We start from the raw sequence: 21,776 nt of genomic DNA on the forward strand, positions 1-21,776 counted from the left end.
CACGAAAGGGACGAGGAATGTTAGCAGAAAGCATGCCAAGGCAACCCCCTAGTTACCCCTGCGTTCCCGAAAAAAGTGCAGCCATGCGGCGCGATACGGGGGGCCAGGCGCGTTTCGGGTGCCGCATATGGCATACGCATAAATCCGTTCGGCTTGCGCCTCATTCCGGGGACGCCGGCTGCCCTCCCCGCTCACCGGGAAAATCACCAAAATCGTGCATTGGTGCGTCCTATTGCACTATTTTTGTGCTAACGCACCAGATTAGAACATTTTGGCGAGGACCGAGCGGCATTGCCTGCTTGCGGTGCAGGATTTTGCTCTCAGCATGCCCGCGGCGCGGCCAGGCCGGCGCATCCGATGCCGTTCGCTGCCTGCCGCTCGCTGCCAAACGCGCCGGCGAGCACGCCCGGCGCGCTAGAATATCTCTAGCAGGCTCTGCCAGATGCCATTTCACCCACCGATTTTGTCACCCAGATGACCACCCGAGACGATCTACTCCAAGCGGCGCGCGAGCGCCAGCAGCAAAACCAACTGCCGTACTTCGGCGCCCTCTCCCCGCAGGAAGCCTTTGCCCTGCTGCTGGGCGACCCGGCCGCCGTGATGGTGGACGTGCGCACGCAGGCCGAACTCGACTGGATCGGCGGGCCAGACCTGCCGGAAGCGCAATCGGCGCATGTGGAATGGAGCAGCTATCCGGGCGGCGCGCAAAATGCCGCTTTTATCGCGCAGCTCAAGGCGCGCGTACCCGCCGATGTGCCCGTGCTGTTCCTGTGCCGCAGTGCGGCGCGCTCCAAGCATGCTGCCCGCGTTGCCACGGAAGCCGGCTATCAGTTCGCAATGGACGTGCTGGAAGGCTTCGAAGGCGCTCGCGATGAGCAGCACCACCGCAAGACGGTGGAAGGCTGGTGCTTCCGCGGCCTGCCCTGGCACGGCGCCTGAACCTCGGGAACGTGAAAATCAAAACGGGACAGCCATGCTGTCCCGTTTTTCATTGCGCCGGCCACATCGGGCCCGCTCCCCCGGCTCAGTCCCCTGCCGGATCTCCCGGGCGCCGCGCCGCAACCTCCACCAGCTCGAAGCCCATCGCCTGCACGCCTTCGCGCAGCATGGCATAGGCCGGCTCGACCTGGTCGGCCAGGCCCTTCACGCCCAGGTCGATGTGGCGACGCGCATAGAGCTCGCCGCGCTTGGCGTCACCCACCGACGGCAGGCTGAACACGCGGATGCCTTCGAAGACGGCCTCGACCCGCTCCATCAACGGCGTCAGCGTGGATTCCGGCGCCTCGAACACCAGGAACGACCGTTCCACCTGCACCGCCTGATGAAACAGGTCGGGATAGTAGGTATCCAGCACCCACTCCATCATGGGCCATGCCATGACCGGGAAGCCCGGCATGAAATGATGGTCGGCCACGGAAAAGCCCGGTATGCGGTTGTAGCTGTTCGGGATGATGCGCGCCCCGGCGGGGAATTCGCCCATCTTGAAGCGATGCTGGTTTTCCGGCAGGTTCAGGTCGGCCTTGGCCGGATCGCCCGCCGCGGTCTCCGCGATCCGCAAGGCGATCTGTTCGCGGGCATCCGGATGCAGCTCCAGCGGCACGCCGAGCGCGGCCGCGGCGCACTGCCGGGTGTGGTCATCGGGCGTGGCGCCGATGCCGCCGGTGCAGAACACCACATCGTTGCCCGCGAACGTGCGGCGCAGCGTGGCGGTGATGCGCGCGCGCTCATCGCCCACGTACTCCGCCCAGTCCAGCGCCAGCCCGCGCGCCGCCAGCAGCTCGATGGCACGGCGCATATGCTTGTCTTCGCGCCGCCCCGACAGAATCTCGTCACCAATGACGATCAGGCCGAAACCCATGATGCCCTCGCTTCAGGATTGTTCAATGCGCCGCACGTCGGACGGCGCCAGATCGATAACGTCCACCACCGGCGCCGCCGCGGCTGCCGCGGCAGCGCGTTCGGCGCGCAATTGCTCCAGCGCGCGCAGGCAGAAATGGCCGAACCACAGCGCCGAGAAAATAAAGATCAGCACGTACAGCCACAGCGTGCCGGCTAGCACGAACGGGAACAGGAAAATCAGCGCCGCCGAAGCCACCCAGATCAGCGTCGGCGCCGATCCCAGCAGGCCCACCGCCACCCCGATGGAGAGCAAGGCCATGCGATGGCGCTTCATCAGCGTCTTGCGCTCCTCCGGCGTGGCATGCTGCGCCAGCGCGTCGTAGGTCATCACGCGATAGGTCAGCCAGCCCCACAGCAAGGGCGGGATCAAGGCAAAGAAAGGCGGGATCAGCCACAGCGGCAACGTCACCAGCGCCAGCAGCAGGAACACCATGGTGCTGCCCAGCGCCTGGAACACGCTGCCCACCATGCTGCCACCCTTGGCCTTGACCAGGTCCGGATAGCTGCGCTCCAGGTGCCGCACCGCGGCCGGCACCGAGAACAAGCTGATGAACACCAGCATGGAGGCGATCACCAGCGGGATCATCAGCGCGATCACGAACAGCGGCGCCACCACCGTGCGCAGGGACTGCAGGCCGAACCAGTCGAGCGCGCCATAGATCCAGCTGGTCAGCACCGACGTTTCGAGCACGCCGCGCGCCGCCGCCATGATCGGCTCCCATCCCCACAGCAGCAAGCCACCCCACAGCCCGGTAGCGAGCAGGAAAGGAAGGACGGTAAGCATCAGCATGCGCGGATGCAACTGGCTGATCAGGGCACGGCCTAGTGCGCGAAAAATGTCGTTCATGCAGTAAGTTTGGCTTCCACGAAAGCGGGGACGGATAGACTAGCACACGTCACCCGCCGTGGCGGGGGATGCATTCGAGGGAGCGATGACAGGCCTGGCGCCGGCGACCGGCAGCAGGGCCGCCTCAGCCGAGCCGCAGCAAGCGCTTGATCCCGTACCACTGCTGGGACAGGAAGCCGGCGCCATAATCGCGCCCCTTGCCTGCCGGCGGCGGCATCTGGTCGCGCACGCCGGTGGGGGAATAGACGTCGGTGAACACGGCGGTGCGAAACAGCATGTCCCACCAGGGGAAGATCACGCCGTAGTTGCACCCGCCCAGCTTGGCCGGCCGGCCGATCGCCTCGTGCCCGAGCCCCACCGCATGGTGCGTGCGGTGAAAGCGCGGCGAGACCAGCAGCCGCTCGCCCAAGGCGCCGAAGTGCAGGCGCAGGTTGGCATGCTGCAGGCTCTGCAGCAACTGCGACAGCGCCACCAGCAGCACGTACTGGGAAGGCTCCACGCCCACCGCCAGCGCCGCCACCGCGAACACCACGTCGCGCAGCATGTCATCGAGCAGGTGGTTGCGGTTGTCGCTCCACAGCGTCATCTGGCGCTGGCTGTGATGCAGCGAATGCAGGCTCCACCACCAGCGGTAGGTATGCGAGAGCCGGTGGTACCAGTAATCGAGCAGGTCGAACAGCAACAGGTAGATAAAGAAGCTGACCAGCGGGATCGACGTCACAGCCGGCCACCAGTCTTCCACATTGACCCGCTGCCAGCCGAGCAGGCGCAGATGCCCTTCCAGCCCATCCATCAGCGGACCGAGCAGGAAGAACATGGCAAGCCGGAACAGGCCGAGGCGATGCACGACGGTGTAGAGGATGTCGGTGCGAATGGCGGCGCGGTCGGTCACGGCCTCGACCGGGCGCAGCTTTTCCAGCGGCCCGAGAATCAGTACCATCACCACGATCTGCACCAGCCCGACCAGCAGCCATTCGGTACCCGTGAAGGCGTCCTCGGCATAGCCGCCCAGGCCAAGCTGGTAGACCACAGGCAGGATCACGTCCTGGAACAGCGTGGCTTCGATCTGGCCGATCCAGCCGTTGAGCAGGTCGAGCATCAGCGGCTCCCGGCTACGGTGGCTGACTGGCTGCGCAGCCAGTCACGATAGGCAGGATGCTCGCGCAACGTGGCAAAGCAGAAGCCCTTGTGCTCCAGGCCGCTGATCAGCGGCTCCAGCACGCCGGGCGCCCAGGGATCCTTGCGCGACCAGATGCCGAGGTGGGCCATGGCGATGTCGCCATCGCGCAGGTCGCGCAATGCGCGGTCCAGCAGCGCCTTGTTCGAGAACCGCTCGGAGGATAGCTCGTCGCCCAGGAAGCCGGCCGGCGCCCAGGCCACGTGCTTGAATCCGCACTGCTCGGCCCATTGCAGCGTCTGCGGCGCGGTATGGCCTCCCGGCGCCCGCCACAGCGGCGACATGGTTGCGCCGCTGAGGCTCTTCAGTGCCTGCGCGCTGCGGCTCAGCTCGCTGCAAAAGCTTTGCTGGTCCATGACTACGTCCTGGCCCGCATGCGCGCCGAACTGCGGCCGCATGGTGACCTTGCCGTCGCGCACGCCGCGCAGGTAGACGTGGTCGAACGTATGGCTGCCAAAGACATGGCCGTCGGCAGCCAGCGTCTTCCAGTACGCAGCCCAGCCTGGATCGAGCGAGCTGTCCTTGTTGATGGTGGGTTCGTTGGCGAGGAAGAACGTCGCCTTGATATGGTGCCGGCGCAGCGTGTCGGCGATCAGCGCCGCCTGGCTCATGCTGCCGGTATCGAAGGTCAGGTAGAGCGTGCCGGCGCGGCAGGCCTGGGGCGCGGCGGCGGGCAACGGGCCCGCCGAACTGGCCGGCCCGGCGGCTAGCGCCAGTCCGGTGGCTGCAAGCCCGGCAGCCACCGCGCGGACCAAAGCGCGGGGCAACCGGGACTGCGAATGCTTGCTCATGATGCCTGTCCTGATTTCCTGTGACTGCATTGGAGTGGCGGCGGCCCTACTAGTTCGATGCCGCGCCCGCCACAGTGTTCCCGGCCGCGCGGCCGGGCGCCCCCGCTCAATAAAGCGGTGCGCGGGTACGGAAATAAATGCCGTGCGGCGAGCGGCCCACACGGATGGTCTTGACCAGCTTGCGGCTGGCCACGTCGATCAGGCCCACCGCACGCGCCCAGCGGAAGCTCACCCACAAGGTCTTGCCGTCGGCGGTCAGCTCCATGTCGTCCGGGCCGGCCGGCAGGCCGGTGATGTCGCCGACCTTGGTCAGGGTCTGCTGGTCGACGATGCTGATGGTGCCGGAGACCCGGTTGGACAGGAACAGGTGGCGCTTGTCGCCCACCGCGCGGAAATTGTGCGCGCCCTTGCCGGTCTGGATCTGCTTGACCACGGTGCGGGTGTGCCAGTCGATCACGGCCACGTAGTCGGCGCCGGTCATGCCCACCAGCAGGTATTTCTGGTCCGGCGTAACCCACACGCCCGCCGGCGCCGAGCCGGCATTCATGCGCCACATCACGGTCTGCGTGGGCAGGTCGATGGCGACCACCTCGTTGGAATCCTGCAGCGTGACGAAGGCAACGCGGCTGTCGGCGGTAAAGGCGATATGGCTCGGCGTCTTGGCCAGCGGCAGTTGCTTGGCGATCTTGAGCGCCTTGCCGTCCCAACGATACACGTCAACGCGATCAAGGCGGTTGCCCGTGGTCAGGAACCACTTCTGGTCGGGCGAGAAGCCGATCTGGTAGGGATCGTCGATATTGGGCACGCGCTGCTGGACCTTGCCGGTAACCGGGTCGAGGAACACGAGGTCATTGCCGACCGCATTGGCGACGATCAGCGATTTGTCGTCGGGGGTGGCGATCAGGTGGTGCGGCTCCTTCCCGACCGGGAACGTCTCCAGCACCTTCTGGGTGTCCTTATCGATCAAGGTGACGGTAGCATCACCCGAATTGAGCACCACCACCACTTCCGCCAACGCCGGCGCCGCTACCATCCCCAAGGCCAGGGTGCCGATGGCGGCAAACCCGGAAACTACACGACGCAATGCAAGCATAAGACCGTTAAACAATGACTTAATCGAGCATTCTAACGTTTCCGGACTGCGATCCGATGACGTAGCGCAACAAACTAACATTTGGTCACAATCTCCGCGCGGGCTAGCGCTCGCGCGAAAGCCGGGCAACCCTGACCTCAGCGCTGCATCGCCTCCCACACCTTCTGCAGCCGCTTGACCGACATCGGCACCGGCGTGCGCAACTCCTGCGCGAACAGCGCCACCCGAAGCTCCTCCAGCATCCAGCGGAACTCGTCCAGGCGCGCGTCTTCCACGCCCCGGCCCTGCTGCCGCAACTGCGTTTGCGCGCGCTGCCATTGCTGCAGCAGTGGCGTGATTTCCTGCAGCCGCTGGGTGTCGCGCGCCGGATCGCCCTTGATCTTGTCGATGCGCATGGCGATGCCCTTCAGGTAGCGCGGGAAATGCACCAGCTGCAGGTAAGGCGTATCGGCCACGAAATGCTTGCCCATCAGCTGCGTCAGCTGCGCCTGCATATCGGCGTGCGCCGCGGCGAACGGCTTGGCCTGGATCAGCTTGCGCGGCAGCGTCGCATACTCGGCGAGCACCGCTCCCACCAGCCGGGCGATCTCCTGCGCCAGCAAGCTCAGGCGCGAGCGCCCTTCTTCCTTGCGGGCGGCAAACTCAGCCTCGTTGCGCGGCAGCGGCGCCTGCAGGCAGGCCCGCTCCAGCGCCAGCATCACGATCTGGTCGCGCAACATCTCCTGCGTGCCCAGCGTCATGTACTGCATCGCCATCTGCTGCATGCCTGGAATGTTCTTCTCCAGGAACTTCACCTGCTCGCGCAACTGCAACGCAAACAGGCGGCGCAGCCCGGCTTGATGGATGCGCGCGGCTTCCTGCGGATCGTCGAACACCTCCACGTCGCAATGCGTGGCGTGGTCGACCAGCGCCGGATAGCCGTACAGCGTCTGGTTGCCCTTACGGACCTCCAGCAGCTCAGGCAGTTCGCCGAAGGACCAGCTGGTCAGGTTTTCGTATTGCCCCGCCTCGGCCGCAGGCACGTCGCGCGCGGCGATGCTCTGGAACGACTGCTGCGCCTGCCCGCCAAATTCGGCGCGCAACTGCGCCAGGTTGCGGCCCATGTCCAGTTGCCGGCCATGCTCGTCCACCACCTTGAAGTTCATGGCGTGGTGGGCGGGCAAGGTTTCCAGCTTGAAGTCGGCGCGCTTGACCATGGTGCCGGTCTGCTCGCGGATGTCGGCGATCAGCACATCCAGCAACTCGCCCTCGCCAAAGGCATTGCGATCGACGAAGCCCGCCGCGTAGTCCGGCAGCGGCACGCAATGGCGCCGCAGCTTCTGTGGCAGCGACTTGAGCAGCAGGTGCACCTTCTCCTTGACCATGCCGGGCACCAGCCAGTCGGCTCGCTCCGGGCGCACCTGGTTGAGCGCGTACAGCGGCACCGTCAGCGTCACGCCATCGCGATGGCTGCCGGGCTCGAAGTGGTACGTCAGCGACATATCCACGCCCGCCACCGGCATCAGCTTGGGAAACAGGTCGGTGGTGATGCCGGCCGCTTCGTGCCGCATCAGCTCTTCGCGGTTCAGGTAGAGCAGCTTGCGGTCGCGCGCGCTCTCGGCCTGGTACCACTGCTCGAAGGTAGTCTGCTGGTGAATCTCGGCGGGGACCAGGCGATCGTAGAACGCGAAGATCAGCTCATCGTCGACCAGCACGTCCTGGCGGCGCGCCTTGTGCTCCAGGTTTTCGATCTCGCGCGTCAGGCGCTGGTTGTGGGCGAAGAAGGGCAGCTTGGTATCGAACTCGCCCTCCACCAGCCCACGGCGGATAAACAGCTCGCGCGCCTGCGCCGGGTTCATCGGCCCGTAGTGCACGCGCCGGTGCTGGTAGACCACCAGCCCATACAGCGTGGCGCGCTCCATCGCCATCACCTGGCCGGACTTCTTCTCCCAGTGCGGATCGCTCCAGCTAACGCGCAGCAGATGCCGGCCAACCTGCTCCAGCCACTCGGGCTCGATCTTGGCCAGCGTGCGCGCGAACAGCCGGCTGGTCTCGATCAGTTCGGCGCCGATGATCCAGCGGCCGACCTTGCGCGCGATCAGCGAGCCGGGCCACAGGTGGAACTTGATGCCGCGCGCGCCCAGGTACTCGCGCCCGCGGCCGTCGGCGTCTTCAATCTTGCAACCTACGTTGCCGAGCAAACCCGTGAGCAGCGCCTTGTGCACCTGCTCATAGGTGGGCTCGCTCTCGTTGAGCTTCCAGCCCTGCTCGGTCACGGTGGTCAGCAGCTGCGAATGCACGTCGCGCCATTCGCGCAGGCGCACATGCGAGAGGAAACTGGCGCGGCACTGGTCCTGCAGCTGGCGGTTGGTCTTCTTGTGGGCCACCGCGTCCTCGAACCACTTCCACATCTTGACCCAGCCCAGGAACTCGGAGCGCTCGTCCATGAACTTGCGGTGGGCCTGGTCGGCGGCTTCCTGCGCCTCCTGCGGACGGTCGCGCGGATCCTGCACCGACAACGCGCTGGCGATGATCAGCACCTCGCGCAGGCAATGGTGCTCGCGTGCGGCGAGCGTCATGCGGGCCACGCGCGGGTCCAGCGGCAGGCGGGCCAGCTGGCGGCCGACCTGGGTCAGCGCGTTGGCGTCGTCGCCCACGCTTTCCACCGCGCCCAGCTCCTGCAGCAACTGGTAGCCGTCGGCAATGGCGCGGCCCAGCGGCGGCTCGATAAAGGGGAACTCCTCGATCGCGGTCAGCTTGAGCGCCTTCATGCGCAAGATCACCGCAGCCAGCGATGAACGCAGGATCTCCGGATCGGTAAAGCGCGCGCGGCCGATGAAATCGGCTTCCTCGTACAGCCGGATGCACACGCCGTCGGCCACCCGGCCGCAACGCCCTGCGCGCTGGTTGGCGGCGGCCTGCGAGATCGCCTCGATCTGCAGTTGCTCGACCTTGTTGCGGTAGGAATAGCGCTTGACCCGCGCCATCCCGGTATCCACCACATAGCGGATGCCGGGCACGGTCAGCGAGGTTTCGGCCACGTTGGTGGCCAGCACGATGCGCCGCGCGTTGGACGGCCGGAACACGCGTTCCTGCTCCTGCACCGACAAGCGCGCGAACAGCGGCAGGATCTCGGTATGCGGCGGATGGTGCTTGCGCAGCGCCTCGGCGGCCTCGCGGATCTCGCGCTCGCCGGGCAGGAACACCAGCACATCGCCTAGGCCGAGCCGGCACAACTCGTCCACGGCCTCGACGATGCCGTCGAACAGGTCGCGATCCTTCGATTGCGCGGACTTGGGCGCGCCCTCGCCCGGCGCCGGCTTGTCCTTCTCGATCGGCCGGTAACGGATCTCCACCGGATACAGGCGCCCGCTGACCTCGATCACCGGCGCGGGCTTGCCGCCCTGCGCAAAGTGCTCGGCGAAGCGGTTGGCGTCGATGGTGGCCGACGTGATGACCAGCTTTAGGTCCGGCCGCTTGGGCAGGATCTCCTTCAGGTAGCCGATCAGGAAATCGATATTGAGGCTGCGTTCGTGCGCCTCGTCGATGATGATGGTGTCGTAGGCGCGCAGCAGCGGATCGTTCTGCGTCTCGGCCAGCAAGATGCCGTCGGTCATCAGCTTGACCGACGCGCCCGCCGACATGGTGTCGTTGAAACGCACCTGGTAGCCCACGTGCTCGCCGAGCGGCGTGCCGATCTCCTGCGCGATGCGCTTGGCCGTGGAGGTGGCGGCAATCCGGCGCGGCTGCGTGTGGCCGATCAGGCCGCCGCTGCCGTCCGCGCCCGGGCCGCGCCCGATCGACAGGCAGATCTTGGGCAGTTGGGTGGTTTTGCCGGAACCGGTCTCGCCGGAGACGATCACCACCTGATTGTTCAGCAGCGCCTGCGCGATCTCCTCGCGGCGGCCGGATACCGGCAGCGCCTCGGGGAAGGTGATGGGCGGGAGCGGGTTGGCCTGGCGCACTGGGCGCCTCGCCTCGCGGGGCGGGCGTTCGGTGCGTTCGGTCCGATCCAGGTGCTCCGGGCGCGGCGGCCGGGGCGTGCCATCCGCCGGCTGCGGCCTGGCCTGCCGGGCCTGGCCCGGCTGACCGGGCTGGCGTTCGGCCGGCGGGCCGGAGCGACCTGCTGCACCGCTTGCCCCCTGAGGCGGGCGGCGCCCGTCCTGCCGTCCTGGCGGGCGTTGATCCTGGCGGTCTTGCTGGCGGTCTTGCTGGCGGCCTTGCTGGCGGCCTTGCTGGCGGCCGTCCGGGCGCTGGCCGGCCGCCGGCGCAGCGGCCAGGGCATGTGCGCGCGCCGGCCTGGCGACGGGCTGGACAGCGGGCTGGGCTGGCGAGGGGGCGGCCTTGGGCGCGGGGCGGCCGGCATCGGTTTTCCGATCCGGCGACAAAGGTTTGGCGGGGCGTTGTGCTGACATTGGCCGGGATTATAATCCGCGGCATGAATGCAAGAACCGACACGCCAGCCGACGCGCCCGCGCCCTCCGAATTGGACGAGCCCCTGCCCGTCACCGACCCTTGCGCGCTCCCCGCGCCTGCCACCAGCGCCGACCCCGTCGAGCGCGGCGCCCCCGACCACCAGCAGTTCGTCGACTGGCTGCGCGCGGTCGCGCCCTATATCCACGCCTTCCGCGGCAAGACCTTCGTGATCGCCTTCGGCGGTGAGCTGGTCAAGGCCAACATCCTCAACGCCCTGGTCAATGACGTGGCCCTGCTGCACGCCATGGGCATGCAGATCGTGCTGGTGCACGGCTCGCGCCCGCAGGTGGAGGAGCAACTGGCGCTGCGCCATGTCGAGTCGCAATTCGCCGACGGCGTGCGCGTGACCGACAACGCGGCGCTGGAGTGCGCCAAGGAAGCCGCCGGCGAACTGCGCCTGGATATCGAGGCCGCCTTCAGCCAGGGCCTGCCCAACACGCCCATGGCGGGCGCGCAGCTGTCGGTGATCTCCGGCAACTTCGTCACCGCCCGCCCGCTCGGGATTGTCGACGGCGTGGATTACCAGCACACCGGGCTGGTGCGCAAGATCGACGGCGAGTCGGTTCGTATGTCGCTGTCGCACGGCAAGATCGTGCTGCTCTCGCCGCTTGGTTTCTCGCCCACCGGCCAGGCCTTCAACCTGTCGATGGAAGACGTGGCCAGCGCCACCGCCATCGCGCTGAAGGCCGACAAGCTGGTATTCATCACCGAGGTCCCCGGCGTGCAGGACCCGGTCGGCAAGCTGATGCCGGAAATGTCGCTGCGCACCGCCATCGAGCGGCTGCAGAACAACCACCTGCCGCCCGACGTCTCCTATTACCTGGAACACCTGGTCAAGGCGCTCAAGGGCGGCGTGCCGCGCGCCCACCTGATCCCCTTCCACCTGGACGGCTCGGTGCTGCTGGAACTGTTCCTGCACGACGGCGTCGGCACCATGATCTCCGACACCGACCTGGAAAGCCTGCGCGAAGCCACGCTGGACGACGTCGGCGGCATCCTGCAGTTGATCGCCCCGCTGGAGCAGGACGGCACGCTGGTGCCACGTGGACGCCACCTGATCGAGCGCGACATCGCCAACTTCTCGGTGATCGAGCACGATGGCGTGCTGTTCGGCTGCGCCGCGCTCTACCCCTACCCGCGCGAAGGCATGGCCGAGATGGCCTGCCTGACGGTGTCGTCCGAAGCGCAGGGCACCGGCGACGGCGAGCGCCTGCTCAAGCGTATCGAGCGCCGCGCCCGCAGCCTCGGCCTTGACCGCCTGTTCGTGCTCACCACCCGCACGGAACACTGGTTCCTCAAGCGCGGCTTTGTCCACGCCACCGTGGACGACCTGCCGGAAGACAAGCGCAAGCTCTACAACTGGCAGCGCAAGTCGATGGTGCTGATGAAGAAACTGTGACGGCGGTGGGGGTAGCCTGAAGGCTGGCCCCCGCTTCGTTACAATAGCGGCATCGCAACGGCCGGCCGCCTCGCCTGCCGGCTACCTCACACGAAAACAAGGAGTTCCCCATGGCCCGCATGGTTCAATGCGTCAAGCTCAACAAAGAAGCCGAAGGGCTTGACCTGCCGCCGCTGCCGGGCGAACTCGGCAAGAAGATCTGGCAAAGCGTGTCGAAGGAAGCCTGGGCCGGCTGGCTCAAGCACCAGACCATGCTGATCAACGAAAACCGCCTGAACATGGCCGACACCCGGGCCCGCCAGTACCTGCTCAAGCAAACCGAGAAGTACTTCTTCGGCGAAGGCGCCGACCAGGCACAGGGCTACGTGCCGCCGCCGGCTGCCTGATCTGGCTGAGCGCGGTTTCGCGCCGCGCGATGGAAAACAAAAAGGGTGCCTGTTACGGCACCCTTTTTCATGCATCTACGGTCCTCCAGCGGGACCGGCAGATACTCAATAATCGCTGCGCTTCACGCCATCCGGCGTGCCCAGCAGCAACACATCGGCGCCGCGCAGGGCAAACAGCCCCACCGTGACCACGCCCGGCATGTGATTGATGGCTTCTTCCATCGACTTCGGATTGCTGATCTTCAGGCCAGCCACATCCAGGATCACATTGCCGTTGTCAGTCTTGAAGATGCCGCCTTCCTTGGTCATGCGCAGGCGCGGCTGGCCGCCGAATGCAGCCAGCTGGCGGGCGACCGCAGCGCGTGCCATCGGAATCACTTCCACCGGCAGGGGGAATGCACCCATCACATCCACCAGCTTGCTGCCGTCGGCGATGCAGACAAAGCGCTTCGCCACCGAGGCCACGATCTTCTCGCGCGTCAGCGCGCCGCCGCCGCCTTTGATCATGGCGCCGCTGGCGTCGATCTCGTCCGCGCCGTCGACATACACGGGGATCTCGTCGACCTCGTTCAGGTCCAAGACCTTGAAGCCGTGCTGCTGCAGGCGGCGCGTGGAAGCCTCCGAACTGGAGACCGCGCCGGCAAAGCGTTCCTTGAACGCCGCCACCGCATCGATAAAGAGGTTGGCCGTGGAGCCCGTGCCCACGCCCAGCACCGAGCCCGCCGGCACTACCTCTTTGACATAGTCGGCCGCGGCTTGCGCCACCAGCGCCTTGAGTTCATCCTGTGTCATGACAACAGCCCATCTGCTTTGGGGGAAACCGTATAGTGTACCGGAATGCCGTGACATCCCCGGCGTGGGCGCGAGCCGACGGTACAATGGCCCGAGGCAAGCATCAGCGCGGCGCCCGGGGCCTGCCGTTTTGGTCCTGCGCCATCACCAACCCTTAATAGCAACTCACTGACCATGAACCAGCTCGATCAGCTCAAGCAGTTCACCACCGTGGTGGCGGACACCGGCGATTTCCAGGTGATGAAGCAGTACATGCCGCAGGACGCCACCACCAATCCCTCCCTGATTCTCAAGGCCGTCCAGAAGGCCGAGTACCGTCCCCTGCTGGAAAAGGCCGTGCGCGCCAATGACGGCATCGACGCCGTGATGGACGCCCTGCTGATCGCCTTCGGCTGCGAGATCCTGGCCATCGTGCCGGGCCGCGTGTCGACCGAGGTCGACGCGCGCCTGTCCTTCAACACCGAAGCCACGGTGGCCAAGGCCCGCCACCTGATCTCGCTGTACGAGCAGCGTGGCGTGGCGCGCGAGCGCGTGCTGATCAAGATCGCCTCCACCTGGGAAGGCATCCGCGCCGCCGAAGTGCTGCAGCGCGAAGGCATCAGCTGCAACATGACGCTGCTGTTCTCGCTGGCACAGGCCGTTACCTGCGCCGAGGCCGGCGCGCAACTGATCTCGCCCTTCGTCGGCCGCATCCTGGACTGGCACAAGAAGCAAGCCGGCGACAAATGGGACGCCGCCGCTAATGCCGGCGACAACGATCCCGGCGTACGTTCGGTGCGCCAGATCTATGACTACTACAAGAAGTTCGGCTACACGACCGAGGTGATGGGCGCCAGCTTCCGCAGCACCGAGCAGATCCTGGCGCTGGCCGGCTGCGACCTGCTGACCATCAGCCCGGACCTGCTGGAAAAGCTGGCCGCCAGCGAAGGCACGGTCGCGCGCAAGCTGTCGGTCGACCAGGCGCAGGCCGGCAATATCGCCCGCATCGAATGCGATGAGGCGGCCTTCCGCTGGCAGTTGAATGAAGACGCAATGGCGACGGAAAAGCTGGCTGAGGGGATTCGCGCGTTTGCGGCGGATGCCGTGAAGCTGGAGGCGTTGATTACGGCTTGAGGGGGGCGGCACCGGACGGTGCCGCTAAGACAGGACGACATCTCCCTCGAAGCAAGACGCCAGCCGCCAGCCGCCTCAAACCTGGATGAACAACTCAAGGCTCGATTGCGCGTGCGTGCCGCTCAACACGGCAGGTCCATGGAAGACGAAGCTCGGGCCATCCTGCGCAGCGCACTTTCGACTGAGCCAGTGCGCGTGCCAACACTGGTCGAGGCCATCCGTAGCCGGATTGCGCCACTAGGCGAAATCGATCTGGACCTCCCTCACCGCGAAGCCATCCGCGAACCGCAGGAACTCGGCAAATGATTCTCCTGGACACCGATGTCCTGTCGGAACTGCTGAGGCCGGCACCAGAAGGCAGGGTGCTGACATGGATGGCCGCCCAGCCGCGCGCGACGCTCTTCACCACATCGGTGACACGTGCCGAGATGCTTCATGGCATCAAAGTCCTGCCCGACGGTCGACGCCAGCAGGGGTTGCTGGCAGCCATCCTCGCCATATTCAACGAGGAACTGGCAGGACAAGTGCTGAACTTCGACAGCGACGCTGCCAACGCCTACGCCTACGCCTACGCCTACGCCTACGCCTACGCCTACGCCTACGCCTACGCCTACGCCTACGCCTACGCAGAGATCACAGCACTACGCAGGAACCTGGGCAAGCCCATCAGCCAGTTCGATGCCATGATCGCCGCGATAGCCCGTTCGCGAGGGCTCACCTCGCGACGCGAAACGTGAAGGACTTTGTGGAATGCGGAATCGATATCGTCGATCCATGGGGGTGAGAAGACAGATCGGCAAGCCGCCCTGGAATCCAGGCGGCGAGCGGGTTCAGGCTGGCGTCGCAGGCGCGCCGTCCCACAGCAAGGGCAAGATCACGCCGGCCGGGCCGCGCAGCACGATGTCGGCGGTCTGATCCAGCGCCGAGGGCTCGGGATTGACCACGATGACATGCGCGCCATGGTCCTTGGCGGCGCCGGGCAGGCCCGCAGCCGGATAGACCAGGCCGGAGGTGCCCACCACGATGCAGAGGTCGCACTGCTCGGCCGCGTGCTCGGCGCGATAGCGCGCCACCCGCGGCAGTTCCTCGCCAAACCACACCACGCCGGGGCGCATCATGGCATTGCAGAGGGAACAGCGCGGCGGCACGCCGGCCACGGCGGTCGCCGGGTCGCAACGGCCGCAGCCGTCCAGCCATTTGTTGGCGAAGAGGTTGCCGTGCAACTCGATCACATCGGGGCTGCCGGCACGCTGGTGCAGACCATCCACGTTTTGCGTGACCAGGGTGACGGTTTTCTGTGCCGCGAGCGCCACCAGGGCGATGTGCGCCGGGTTGGGATGCGTGGCCGCCACCAGTTCGCGCCGGTGCAGGTACCACTCCCATACCAGCGCGGGCTGGCGCCGGTAGGCGTCCTCCTGCGCCAGTTCCTCGGGATTGAAGCGCGACCACAGGCCGGTCATGGCGTCGCGGAACGTGGGCACGCCGGACTCGGCCGATACGCCCGCGCCGGTGAGCACCATGATGTTGGTGGCTTCGCCGATCAGGCGGCGCGATGCCGCAAGCGCCTGTGCGTCGATGTCCGCCTTCATGGATTCCGCCCCAGCGCTCAGCGCTTCAGGCGGCGCTGGCGCACCGCCTCATACAGGCACACGCCGCTGGCCACGGAGACGTTCAGACTTTCCACGCCGCCGGCCATCGGGATGCCGACCAGCTCGTCGCAGGTTTCGCGGGTGAGGCGGCGCATGCCCTCGCCTTCGGCGCCCATCACCAGGGCAATCGGGCCCTTGAAATCGACGTCGTAAAGCGTTTTTTCCGTGCCGTCGGCAGTGCCGATCACCCAGATGCCGCGTTCCTGCAACTCGCGCAGCGTGCGCGCCAGGTTGGTGACGGTGATGTAGGGAATGGTTTCCGCCGCGCCGCTGGCCACCTTGGCCACCGTGGTGTTCAAACCCACGCTGCGGTCCTTCGGGGCGATCACGGCGTGCGCGCCGGCGCCATCGGCCACGCGCAGGCAGGCGCCCAGGTTGTGCGGATCGGTGACGCCGTCGAGCACCAGCAGCAAGGGCGTGCCCTCGATGCCGTCGAGCAGTTCGTCAAGATTGAGGGCCAGCGCCACATCTTCGGCGCGGGCGACCACGCCCTGGTGGCGGTCGGTGCCGGCCATGCCGCGCAGGCGCTCGGCGTCCACCGGGTGCAGGCGGACGTTGAGGCTTTCGGCAAGGCGGATGAAGTCCTGCATGCGGCGGTCACGCCGCGCGGATTCTACGTAGACATCGGTGACGCCAGCGGCGTCCTGGCGCAGGCGCGCGGTGACGGCGTGAAAGCCGATCAGGAGTTTTTGTTTAGCCATGGCGAGATTGTACATTCCCGCCGGGGCTTGCCCCGTGTCCGGAGCCAGGGAGCCGGAGCCGGACAAGCCGGCGCCGGCCCCCTGGCCGTCAGGTGCGTTTGCGCGAGGCGCGGCTGCTCTTGCCGGCCGGCTTGGCGCCACCCTTGTGCGTCGAGCCGAGATGCTGCGGCTTGGGCTTGGCGGCGCGCTTGGCCGGTTTGCCGCCGGCCTTGGCGCCCTGCCCCACGTGCGGCTTGACCGGCGTCATGACAGCCTCGAACACCGGCTGCTCTTCGATCACGCGGTCCAGCGTTTCGTCGAACGACTCTTCCGGCTTGGAGCTGCCACCCAGCAGCGCGGCCAGCTGACGGCCCTTCTTGCGCGCGGGCACGGCATGCGCGGCGGGCACGCGCGGCGCGGCGTCGGCGGTCGGGGCGCGGCCACGCAGGCTCTTGGCCGACGGCTCCTGCACCAGGCGGAAGTCAATCTTGCGTGCATCGAGATCCACGCGCGAAACCTGCACGCGGACACGGTCGGTCAGGCGGTAGCGGATGCCGGTACGCTCGCCGCGCAGTTCGTTGCGCGCTTCGTCATACTGGAAATAATCGCTGCCCAGCTCGGTGACATGGACCAGGCCTTCGACGTAGAGCTCATCGAGCTGCACGAAGATGCCGAACGAGGTAACCGAGCTGATGGTGCCCGAATACTCGCTGCCGAGCTTGTCGCGCATGAAGTAGCATTTGAGCCAGGCTTCCACATCGCGCGAGGCCTCATCGGCACGGCGCTCGTTGGCCGAGCAGTGCAGGCCGAGCTCGTCCCAGATGGCCTCGTTGCGCTGGGCGCGCGCGGCGCTGCGCTCGGCCTTCTCGGCGGCGTCCTTGGCCTGCATGCGGCGCGCCTTGGGCGCGATCGCGGTATTCAGCGCAGTGCCCGGGGCAAACGCCGGCCTGTACTTCGTATGCGCCAGCACGGCCTTGATGGCGCGGTGCGTCAGCAAGTCCGGGTAACGGCGGATCGGGCTGGTGAAGTGGGCGTAAGCCTCGTACGACAAGCCGAAGTGGCCGATGTTGTCCGGGCTGTAGACCGCCTGCTGCATCGAGCGCAGCAGCATGGTCTGCAGCATCGGCGCGTCGGGACGGCTCTTGATCTTGTCCATCACATCGGCGTAGTCGCCTGCCTGCGGCTTGTCGCCACCGGCCAGCGAAAGCCCGACGGTGCGCAGGAACTCGCGCAGGTTCTTCAGCTTTTCCTCGCCCGGGCCGGCGTGGATCCGGTACAGCGTGGGATGCTTGAAGCGCTCGAGGAAGTCGGCGGCGCACACGTTGGCGGCCAGCATGCACTCCTCGATCAGGCGGTGGGCGTCGTTGCGGGTGCGCGGCAGGATCTGCTCGATCTTGCCTTGCGCATTGCAGACGATATAGGTCTCGGTGGTGTCGAAGTCGATCGCGCCACGTTCGCGCCGCGCCTTGAGCAGGACCTGGAACAACTCGTACAGGTTCTGCAGGTGCGGCACCAGGTCGGCGCGCTTGTGCGCCTCCGGGCCCTTGGTGTTGGACAGCACCGACCAGACCTCGTTATAGGTCAGGCGCGCCGCCGAATGCATCACGGCGGGATAGAACTGATAGCCCTTGAGCTCGCCCTTGGCGGTGATCACGGCGTCGCACACCATGCACAGGCGGTCGACTTGCGGGTTCAGCGAGCACAGGCCGTTGGAGAGCTTTTCCGGCAGCATCGGGATGACGCGGCGCGGGAAGTACACCGAGGTGGCGCGATCCAGCGCATCGGCGTCCAGCGCCGTGCCAGGCCGCACGTAGTGCGATACGTCCGCAATGGCCACCACCAGGCGCCAGCCCTTCGAGCGGCCGATCTTGACGGGCTCGCAGTAAACGGCGTCGTCGAAGTCGCGCGCGTCTTCGCCGTCGATGGTCACCAGCGGCACATCGCGCAGGTCGATGCGGTGCTCAAGGTCGGACTCGCGCACCTCGTCGGGCAGGTCGGCGGCTTCCTTGGCGCAGGCATCCGAGAATTCATGCGGCACGCCGTACTTGCGCACGGCGATTTCGATTTCCATGCCGGGATCATCAAAGTCGCCCAGCACTTCCACCACGCGGCCCACGGGCTGCACGTAGCGATCGGGGTAGTCGATGATCTCGACGCTGACCACCTGGCCGACTTGCGCCTTGCCTTGTGCCTTGGGCGGGATCAGGATGTCCTGGCTGATGCGCTTGTCTTCGGGCGCCACCACCAGCACGCCGCCTTCGCTCAGCAGGCGGCCGATCACGTAGCGGTTGGCGCGCTCGAGGATCTCGACGATCTGGCCTTCGGGCCGGCCGCGCCGGTCGTAGCCGATCACGCGCACCTGGGCGCGGTCGTTGTGCATGGCCTTCTGCAGCTCGCGCTCCGGCAGGAAGATGTCGTCATCGCCATCGTCGCGGATCAGGAAGCCGAAGCCATCGCGATGGCCCTGCACACGGCCGACCACGAAGTTGGGCTGGTTGGCCAGCTCGTAGCGGCCCTTGCGGTTGAGTTCGATCTGGCCGTCGCGCTCCATGGCGGCGAGGCGTTTCTGGAAGCCGTCGTGTTCTTTGCGCGTGACGGCGAGCGCCTTGGCGATATCGCCGCCCGACAAGGGCGACCCCGACGTCCTCAGGACGCCAAGGATTTCTTCCCGACTAGGGATCGGATAGTTATTCTGATTCAATTTTTTCTAGAATTATTTGACAAACGATTTGCGGTCGCTATAATGAGCGCTTCGGTTGTTTCGACGCCCGCCCAGGTGGCGAAATTGGTAGACGCACTAGGTTCAGGTCCTAGCGGTGGCAACACTGTGGAGGTTCGAGTCCTCTCCTGGGCACCAGATCAAACGGAAAACCCGCAGCGCTTTCGAGCCCTGCGGGTTTTTTGTTTTCCGGCGTCTGATCTTGCAACTTTGCACTCCCGATTCGATATTGGCGCGACTGCGCGACTTAACTAATTAATAAATACCAGTCGCAGCAACGACCGCTCCGGGGGTGGAGTCCGCTCTTGCCTGCTGGGTTGCCTGCTGAGGCACCCGCTGAGACAGATTCATCCACACGGCCTGACGCTCACACGAACTGCCAGGGCGCGGCCGGAGCAGCAGCCGACTGCTGCGCTGCGGGTGAGTGTATCAGTTTCAGTGGCGCTCCCGGCATTCTTCCGCCATTCGCACGCCGGAATGTCGCGTTTTCCGACGTTTTCCGGCGCAAACCACCCTGTTGCTGCAGGCGCGTACCACGTTGGCGCGCCAGCGTGGCGCGCCCGCCGCTTGACAGCGCCCGCCATCTGTAACTAAGATAGTTTCACATTGCCTCGCCAACCATGACCACCAGCAGCCGCTTCGCCGTCGCCGTCCATATCCTGACCTTGCTGGCCAGCGCCACCGAGCCCTTGCCGTCGTCGCTGATCGCGGGTAGCGTGGGCACCAACCCCGCCTTGATCCGCCGCCTGGTCAGCCAGTTGGCCGAGGCGGGACTGGTGAGCACCATGATGGGCAGCAACGGCGGCGCCTCGCTGGCGCGCGCGGCAGCATCGATCACGCTGCTCGACGTGTTCCGCGCGGTGGAGTCGGCCACGCTGATCGCGCCGCATCACAGCGTGCCCAACCCGGCCTGCATGGTGGGACGGGAAATCACCGGCGCGCTGAAGCACGCAGTGGACCGCGCCCAGGCCGCGATGGATGGCGCGCTGGCGCAGATCACGATTGCCGGCATGCTCGCCGACGTGGAGCGCGCGGCGCGGCAACGCAAGACGTAAAAATTTTTATCCCGATGTGTAACCGCCGTGGTTTCATATCGTTATTCAACAGAGCAACAAAGGAGTTCAGCATGAAGATCGCAATCATCGGCGCCACCGGCCGTGTCGGTACCCGCCTCATCGACGAAGCCCTGAGCCGCGGCCACACGGTCACCGCCATCGCGCGCCAGGCCGACAAGCTGCCCGCGCGGCCGGGCCTCGCCACCGTCAATGCGGATGTCGCCAACACCAAGGCCCTGGCAGCCGCCCTTGCCGGCCATGACGTGGCAATCAGCACCGTACGCTTCCTGCAGGCCACGACCGAGCAGATCATCGGCGCGGTCAAGGCCGCCGCCGTGCCCCGCCTGCTGGTAGTGGGCGGCGCAGGCAGCCTCTACGTGGCACCGGAAGTGCAACTGGTAGACACGCCGCAGTTCCCGGAAATCTACAAGGCCGAGGCCCTGGCCGGACGCGACTTCCTCAATGCCCTGCGCAAGGAAACCGCGATCGACTGGACCTTCCTGTCCCCCGCCGCCCTGTTCGAGCCGGGCACGCGCACCGGCAAGTTCCGCGTGGGCGAGGAGACGCTGCTCACCGACGCCAGCGGCAAAAGCTGGATCTCGATGGAGGACTACGCCATCGCCATGCTCGATGAAGTGGAAAAGCCGGCGCACTCGCGCCAGCGCTACACGGTCGCTTACTAAGCAGGAAACGGACGGCAACGGCGGGGGCCGCGGCAAGCCGCCCCCCGCCTTTTCTGTCGGTCAGCGTGGACGGAAAGAGCGGGAAGATTTCGCCCCACCCCAGGAACACCACGCCCGACAGCAACACGAACAGCACCGCGACCAGGCCGTCGCCCTGCAGACGTTGCAGGGCCTCGCGCACCGGGGCGCGCGAGATGCCGAGCCGCTCGGCAACGTCGCTCGCGGTAAAGCGGTCGCCGGGCAGCAGGCGAAAGGCAAAGATATCGTCGCGCAGGCTGTGATAGGCCACCTGTGAACGCGATGCCCGCGCGGCAGCACCCCGCCCGCTCGATTGCGCGCTCATCTGCCCGGGCGGCCCGTGGATCAGGCCTGCGAGCCGCCGGCGGCGTGCTTGCCGCGCTTGAGCCAGGCCGCCAGGTTGTGCGGGCGCAGCGTGTCGTACTCTTCGAACGGCTGGTGAATCCAGGGGTTCGTCGGCAGGAAGGTCACGTGATAGTCCGGCTTGACCTTGGAGCAGGCCTTGTACCACAGCACGGACGAGCGCACTTCCGTCACGGCGGGATAGCGCTCCTGCAGATGGCGGCCCACGCGTTCCAGCGTGACGCCGGAATCCACCAGGTCATCGACCAGCAGGATCTTGCCGGTGAGGTCGCCCTTGGTCATGGTGATGTACTGCGCGATATCGAGGTCGCCCTGCTGGGTGCCCGCCGCCTCGCGATAGCTGCTGGTGGCCAGGATGGCGAGAGGCACGTCGAAGATGCGGGACATCTGGTCGCCAACGCGCAGGCCACCGCGGGCCAGGCAGAGGATCTTGTCGAACTTCCAGCCCGACTCGTGGACGTTAAGCGCCAGGCGCGCGATCAGGCTATGGTAGTCGTCCCACGAGATCCACAGGTTCTCGTCGTCGTTCGATGGCAGGGTCATGATTGTTTTAGCTCTTCGGCTTTAGGCTTATGGTCTGTTGACCGATAAAGTTTCGGCCCGCTTGCGCGGGCCGATTTGCTCTTGTGCTTTTGCGGTCTTTTACCGGCGCGGCAT

Annotated in this window: 19 protein-coding genes, 1 tRNA gene and 1 pseudogene; 9 read left to right on the forward strand and 12 right to left on the reverse strand. The window is 66.3% G+C overall.

Annotated elements, in window-relative coordinates; all coding sequences use genetic code 11:
* Positions 1–474 precede the first annotated feature (474 nt).
* Positions 475–939, forward strand: a complete 465-nt coding sequence (locus ACYP5B_RS35795; RefSeq protein ID WP_400100910.1) for a rhodanese-like domain-containing protein — start codon at positions 475–477, stop codon at positions 937–939.
* An 85-nt stretch (positions 940–1,024) separates the two neighbouring features.
* Here the strand turns inward: ACYP5B_RS35795 and ACYP5B_RS35800 are convergent, their stop codons facing one another.
* The 6 genes from ACYP5B_RS35800 to hrpA form a co-directional block, all read right to left on the reverse strand.
* A complete protein-coding gene (locus ACYP5B_RS35800; protein ID WP_400100911.1) occupies positions 1,025–1,858 on the reverse strand; it encodes a competence/damage-inducible protein A in 834 nt (277 codons plus the stop codon).
* 12 nt (positions 1,859–1,870) lie between these two features.
* Positions 1,871–2,746 (reverse strand): EI24 domain-containing protein, encoded by an 876-nt coding sequence (locus ACYP5B_RS35805; protein ID WP_459572804.1) that lies wholly within the window; start codon positions 2,744–2,746, stop codon positions 1,871–1,873.
* Positions 2,747–2,870: 124 nt separating this feature from the next.
* A complete protein-coding gene (locus tag ACYP5B_RS35810) occupies positions 2,871–3,845 on the reverse strand; it encodes a sterol desaturase family protein (protein ID WP_400100914.1) in 975 nt (324 codons plus the stop codon).
* Entirely contained in the window at positions 3,845–4,714 is an 870-nt protein-coding gene (locus ACYP5B_RS35815) for a polysaccharide deacetylase family protein (protein ID WP_459572805.1), read from the reverse strand. The genes ACYP5B_RS35810 and ACYP5B_RS35815 overlap by 1 nt, the downstream gene beginning before the upstream one ends.
* Before the next feature lie 106 nt (positions 4,715–4,820).
* On the reverse strand, positions 4,821–5,747 hold the full coding sequence (locus ACYP5B_RS35820) for a YVTN family beta-propeller repeat protein (protein ID WP_459572902.1): 927 nt from the start codon (positions 5,745–5,747) through the stop codon (positions 4,821–4,823).
* Between the two features lie 197 nt (positions 5,748–5,944).
* Complete coding sequence (gene hrpA, locus ACYP5B_RS35825) at positions 5,945–10,201, reverse strand: ATP-dependent RNA helicase HrpA (protein WP_459572806.1); 4,257 nt, start codon at positions 10,199–10,201, stop codon at positions 5,945–5,947.
* 23 nt (positions 10,202–10,224) lie between these two features.
* On the opposite strand from hrpA, the gene argA reads away from it, so the two are divergent.
* On the forward strand, positions 10,225–11,661 hold the full coding sequence (gene argA, locus ACYP5B_RS35830) for an amino-acid N-acetyltransferase (protein ID WP_400097553.1): 1,437 nt from the start codon (positions 10,225–10,227) through the stop codon (positions 11,659–11,661).
* 110 nt (positions 11,662–11,771) lie between these two features.
* On the forward strand, positions 11,772–12,047 hold the full coding sequence (locus tag ACYP5B_RS35835) for an oxidative damage protection protein (RefSeq protein WP_006157784.1): 276 nt from the start codon (positions 11,772–11,774) through the stop codon (positions 12,045–12,047).
* Positions 12,048–12,152: 105 nt separating this feature from the next.
* On the opposite strand, the gene rpiA is transcribed toward ACYP5B_RS35835, so the two are convergent.
* Positions 12,153–12,839, reverse strand: a complete 687-nt coding sequence (gene rpiA / locus ACYP5B_RS35840; protein ID WP_267603601.1) for a ribose-5-phosphate isomerase RpiA — start codon at positions 12,837–12,839, stop codon at positions 12,153–12,155.
* 174 nt (positions 12,840–13,013) lie between these two features.
* Here rpiA and tal point away from each other — a divergent pair, with 174 nt between their 5' ends.
* Genes tal through ACYP5B_RS35855 form a run of 3 tightly spaced genes read left to right on the forward strand, consistent with a single transcriptional unit; the run spans position 13,014 to position 14,689 of the window.
* On the forward strand, positions 13,014–13,952 hold the full coding sequence (gene tal, locus ACYP5B_RS35845; RefSeq protein WP_459572807.1) for a transaldolase: 939 nt from the start codon (positions 13,014–13,016) through the stop codon (positions 13,950–13,952).
* An 18-nt stretch (positions 13,953–13,970) separates the two neighbouring features.
* Complete coding sequence (locus ACYP5B_RS35850; protein WP_459572808.1) at positions 13,971–14,258, forward strand: FitA-like ribbon-helix-helix domain-containing protein; 288 nt, start codon at positions 13,971–13,973, stop codon at positions 14,256–14,258.
* A complete protein-coding gene (locus ACYP5B_RS35855) occupies positions 14,255–14,689 on the forward strand; it encodes a PIN domain-containing protein (protein ID WP_459572809.1) in 435 nt (144 codons plus the stop codon). The genes ACYP5B_RS35850 and ACYP5B_RS35855 overlap by 4 nt, the downstream gene beginning before the upstream one ends.
* A 93-nt stretch (positions 14,690–14,782) precedes the next feature.
* On the opposite strand, the gene ACYP5B_RS35860 is transcribed toward ACYP5B_RS35855, so the two are convergent.
* The 3 genes from ACYP5B_RS35860 to rnr form a co-directional block, all read right to left on the reverse strand.
* Positions 14,783–15,541 carry an SIR2 family NAD-dependent protein deacylase gene (locus ACYP5B_RS35860; protein ID WP_459572810.1) on the reverse strand — a complete coding sequence of 253 codons (759 nt, stop codon included), beginning with the start codon at positions 15,539–15,541 and terminating at the stop codon, positions 14,783–14,785.
* A gap of 17 nt (positions 15,542–15,558) precedes the next feature.
* Positions 15,559–16,302, reverse strand: coding sequence for a 23S rRNA (guanosine(2251)-2'-O)-methyltransferase RlmB (rlmB, locus tag ACYP5B_RS35865; RefSeq protein ID WP_459572811.1), 744 nt, complete (start codon positions 16,300–16,302; stop codon positions 15,559–15,561).
* An 88-nt stretch (positions 16,303–16,390) separates the two neighbouring features.
* Complete coding sequence (gene rnr / locus ACYP5B_RS35870) at positions 16,391–18,982, reverse strand: ribonuclease R (protein ID WP_267603607.1); 2,592 nt, start codon at positions 18,980–18,982, stop codon at positions 16,391–16,393.
* Between the two features lie 69 nt (positions 18,983–19,051).
* On the opposite strand from rnr, the gene ACYP5B_RS35875 reads away from it, so the two are divergent.
* The 3 genes from ACYP5B_RS35875 to ACYP5B_RS35885 all read left to right on the forward strand — a co-directional run bounded on the left by ACYP5B_RS35875 (position 19,052) and on the right by ACYP5B_RS35885 (position 20,738).
* A tRNA-Leu gene (locus ACYP5B_RS35875) sits at positions 19,052–19,138 on the forward strand.
* Positions 19,139–19,620: 482 nt separating this feature from the next.
* Positions 19,621–20,055 carry an Rrf2 family transcriptional regulator gene (locus ACYP5B_RS35880; protein WP_459572812.1) on the forward strand — a complete coding sequence of 145 codons (435 nt, stop codon included), beginning with the start codon at positions 19,621–19,623 and terminating at the stop codon, positions 20,053–20,055.
* A 71-nt stretch (positions 20,056–20,126) separates the two neighbouring features.
* Positions 20,127–20,738 carry an NAD(P)-dependent oxidoreductase gene (locus ACYP5B_RS35885; RefSeq protein WP_400097540.1) on the forward strand — a complete coding sequence of 204 codons (612 nt, stop codon included), beginning with the start codon at positions 20,127–20,129 and terminating at the stop codon, positions 20,736–20,738.
* 139 nt (positions 20,739–20,877) lie between these two features.
* Here the strand turns inward: ACYP5B_RS35885 and ACYP5B_RS35890 are convergent.
* Both ACYP5B_RS35890 and ACYP5B_RS35895 read right to left on the reverse strand, forming a co-directional pair.
* Positions 20,878–21,081: pseudogene (locus ACYP5B_RS35890) on the reverse strand (GntR family transcriptional regulator); the annotation flags it as partial.
* A gap of 20 nt (positions 21,082–21,101) precedes the next feature.
* Positions 21,102–21,662, reverse strand: a complete 561-nt coding sequence (locus ACYP5B_RS35895; protein ID WP_400097538.1) for a phosphoribosyltransferase — start codon at positions 21,660–21,662, stop codon at positions 21,102–21,104.
* Positions 21,663–21,776 lie beyond the last annotated feature (114 nt).

The sequence above is a fragment of the Cupriavidus sp. 8B genome, assembly GCF_054589115.1.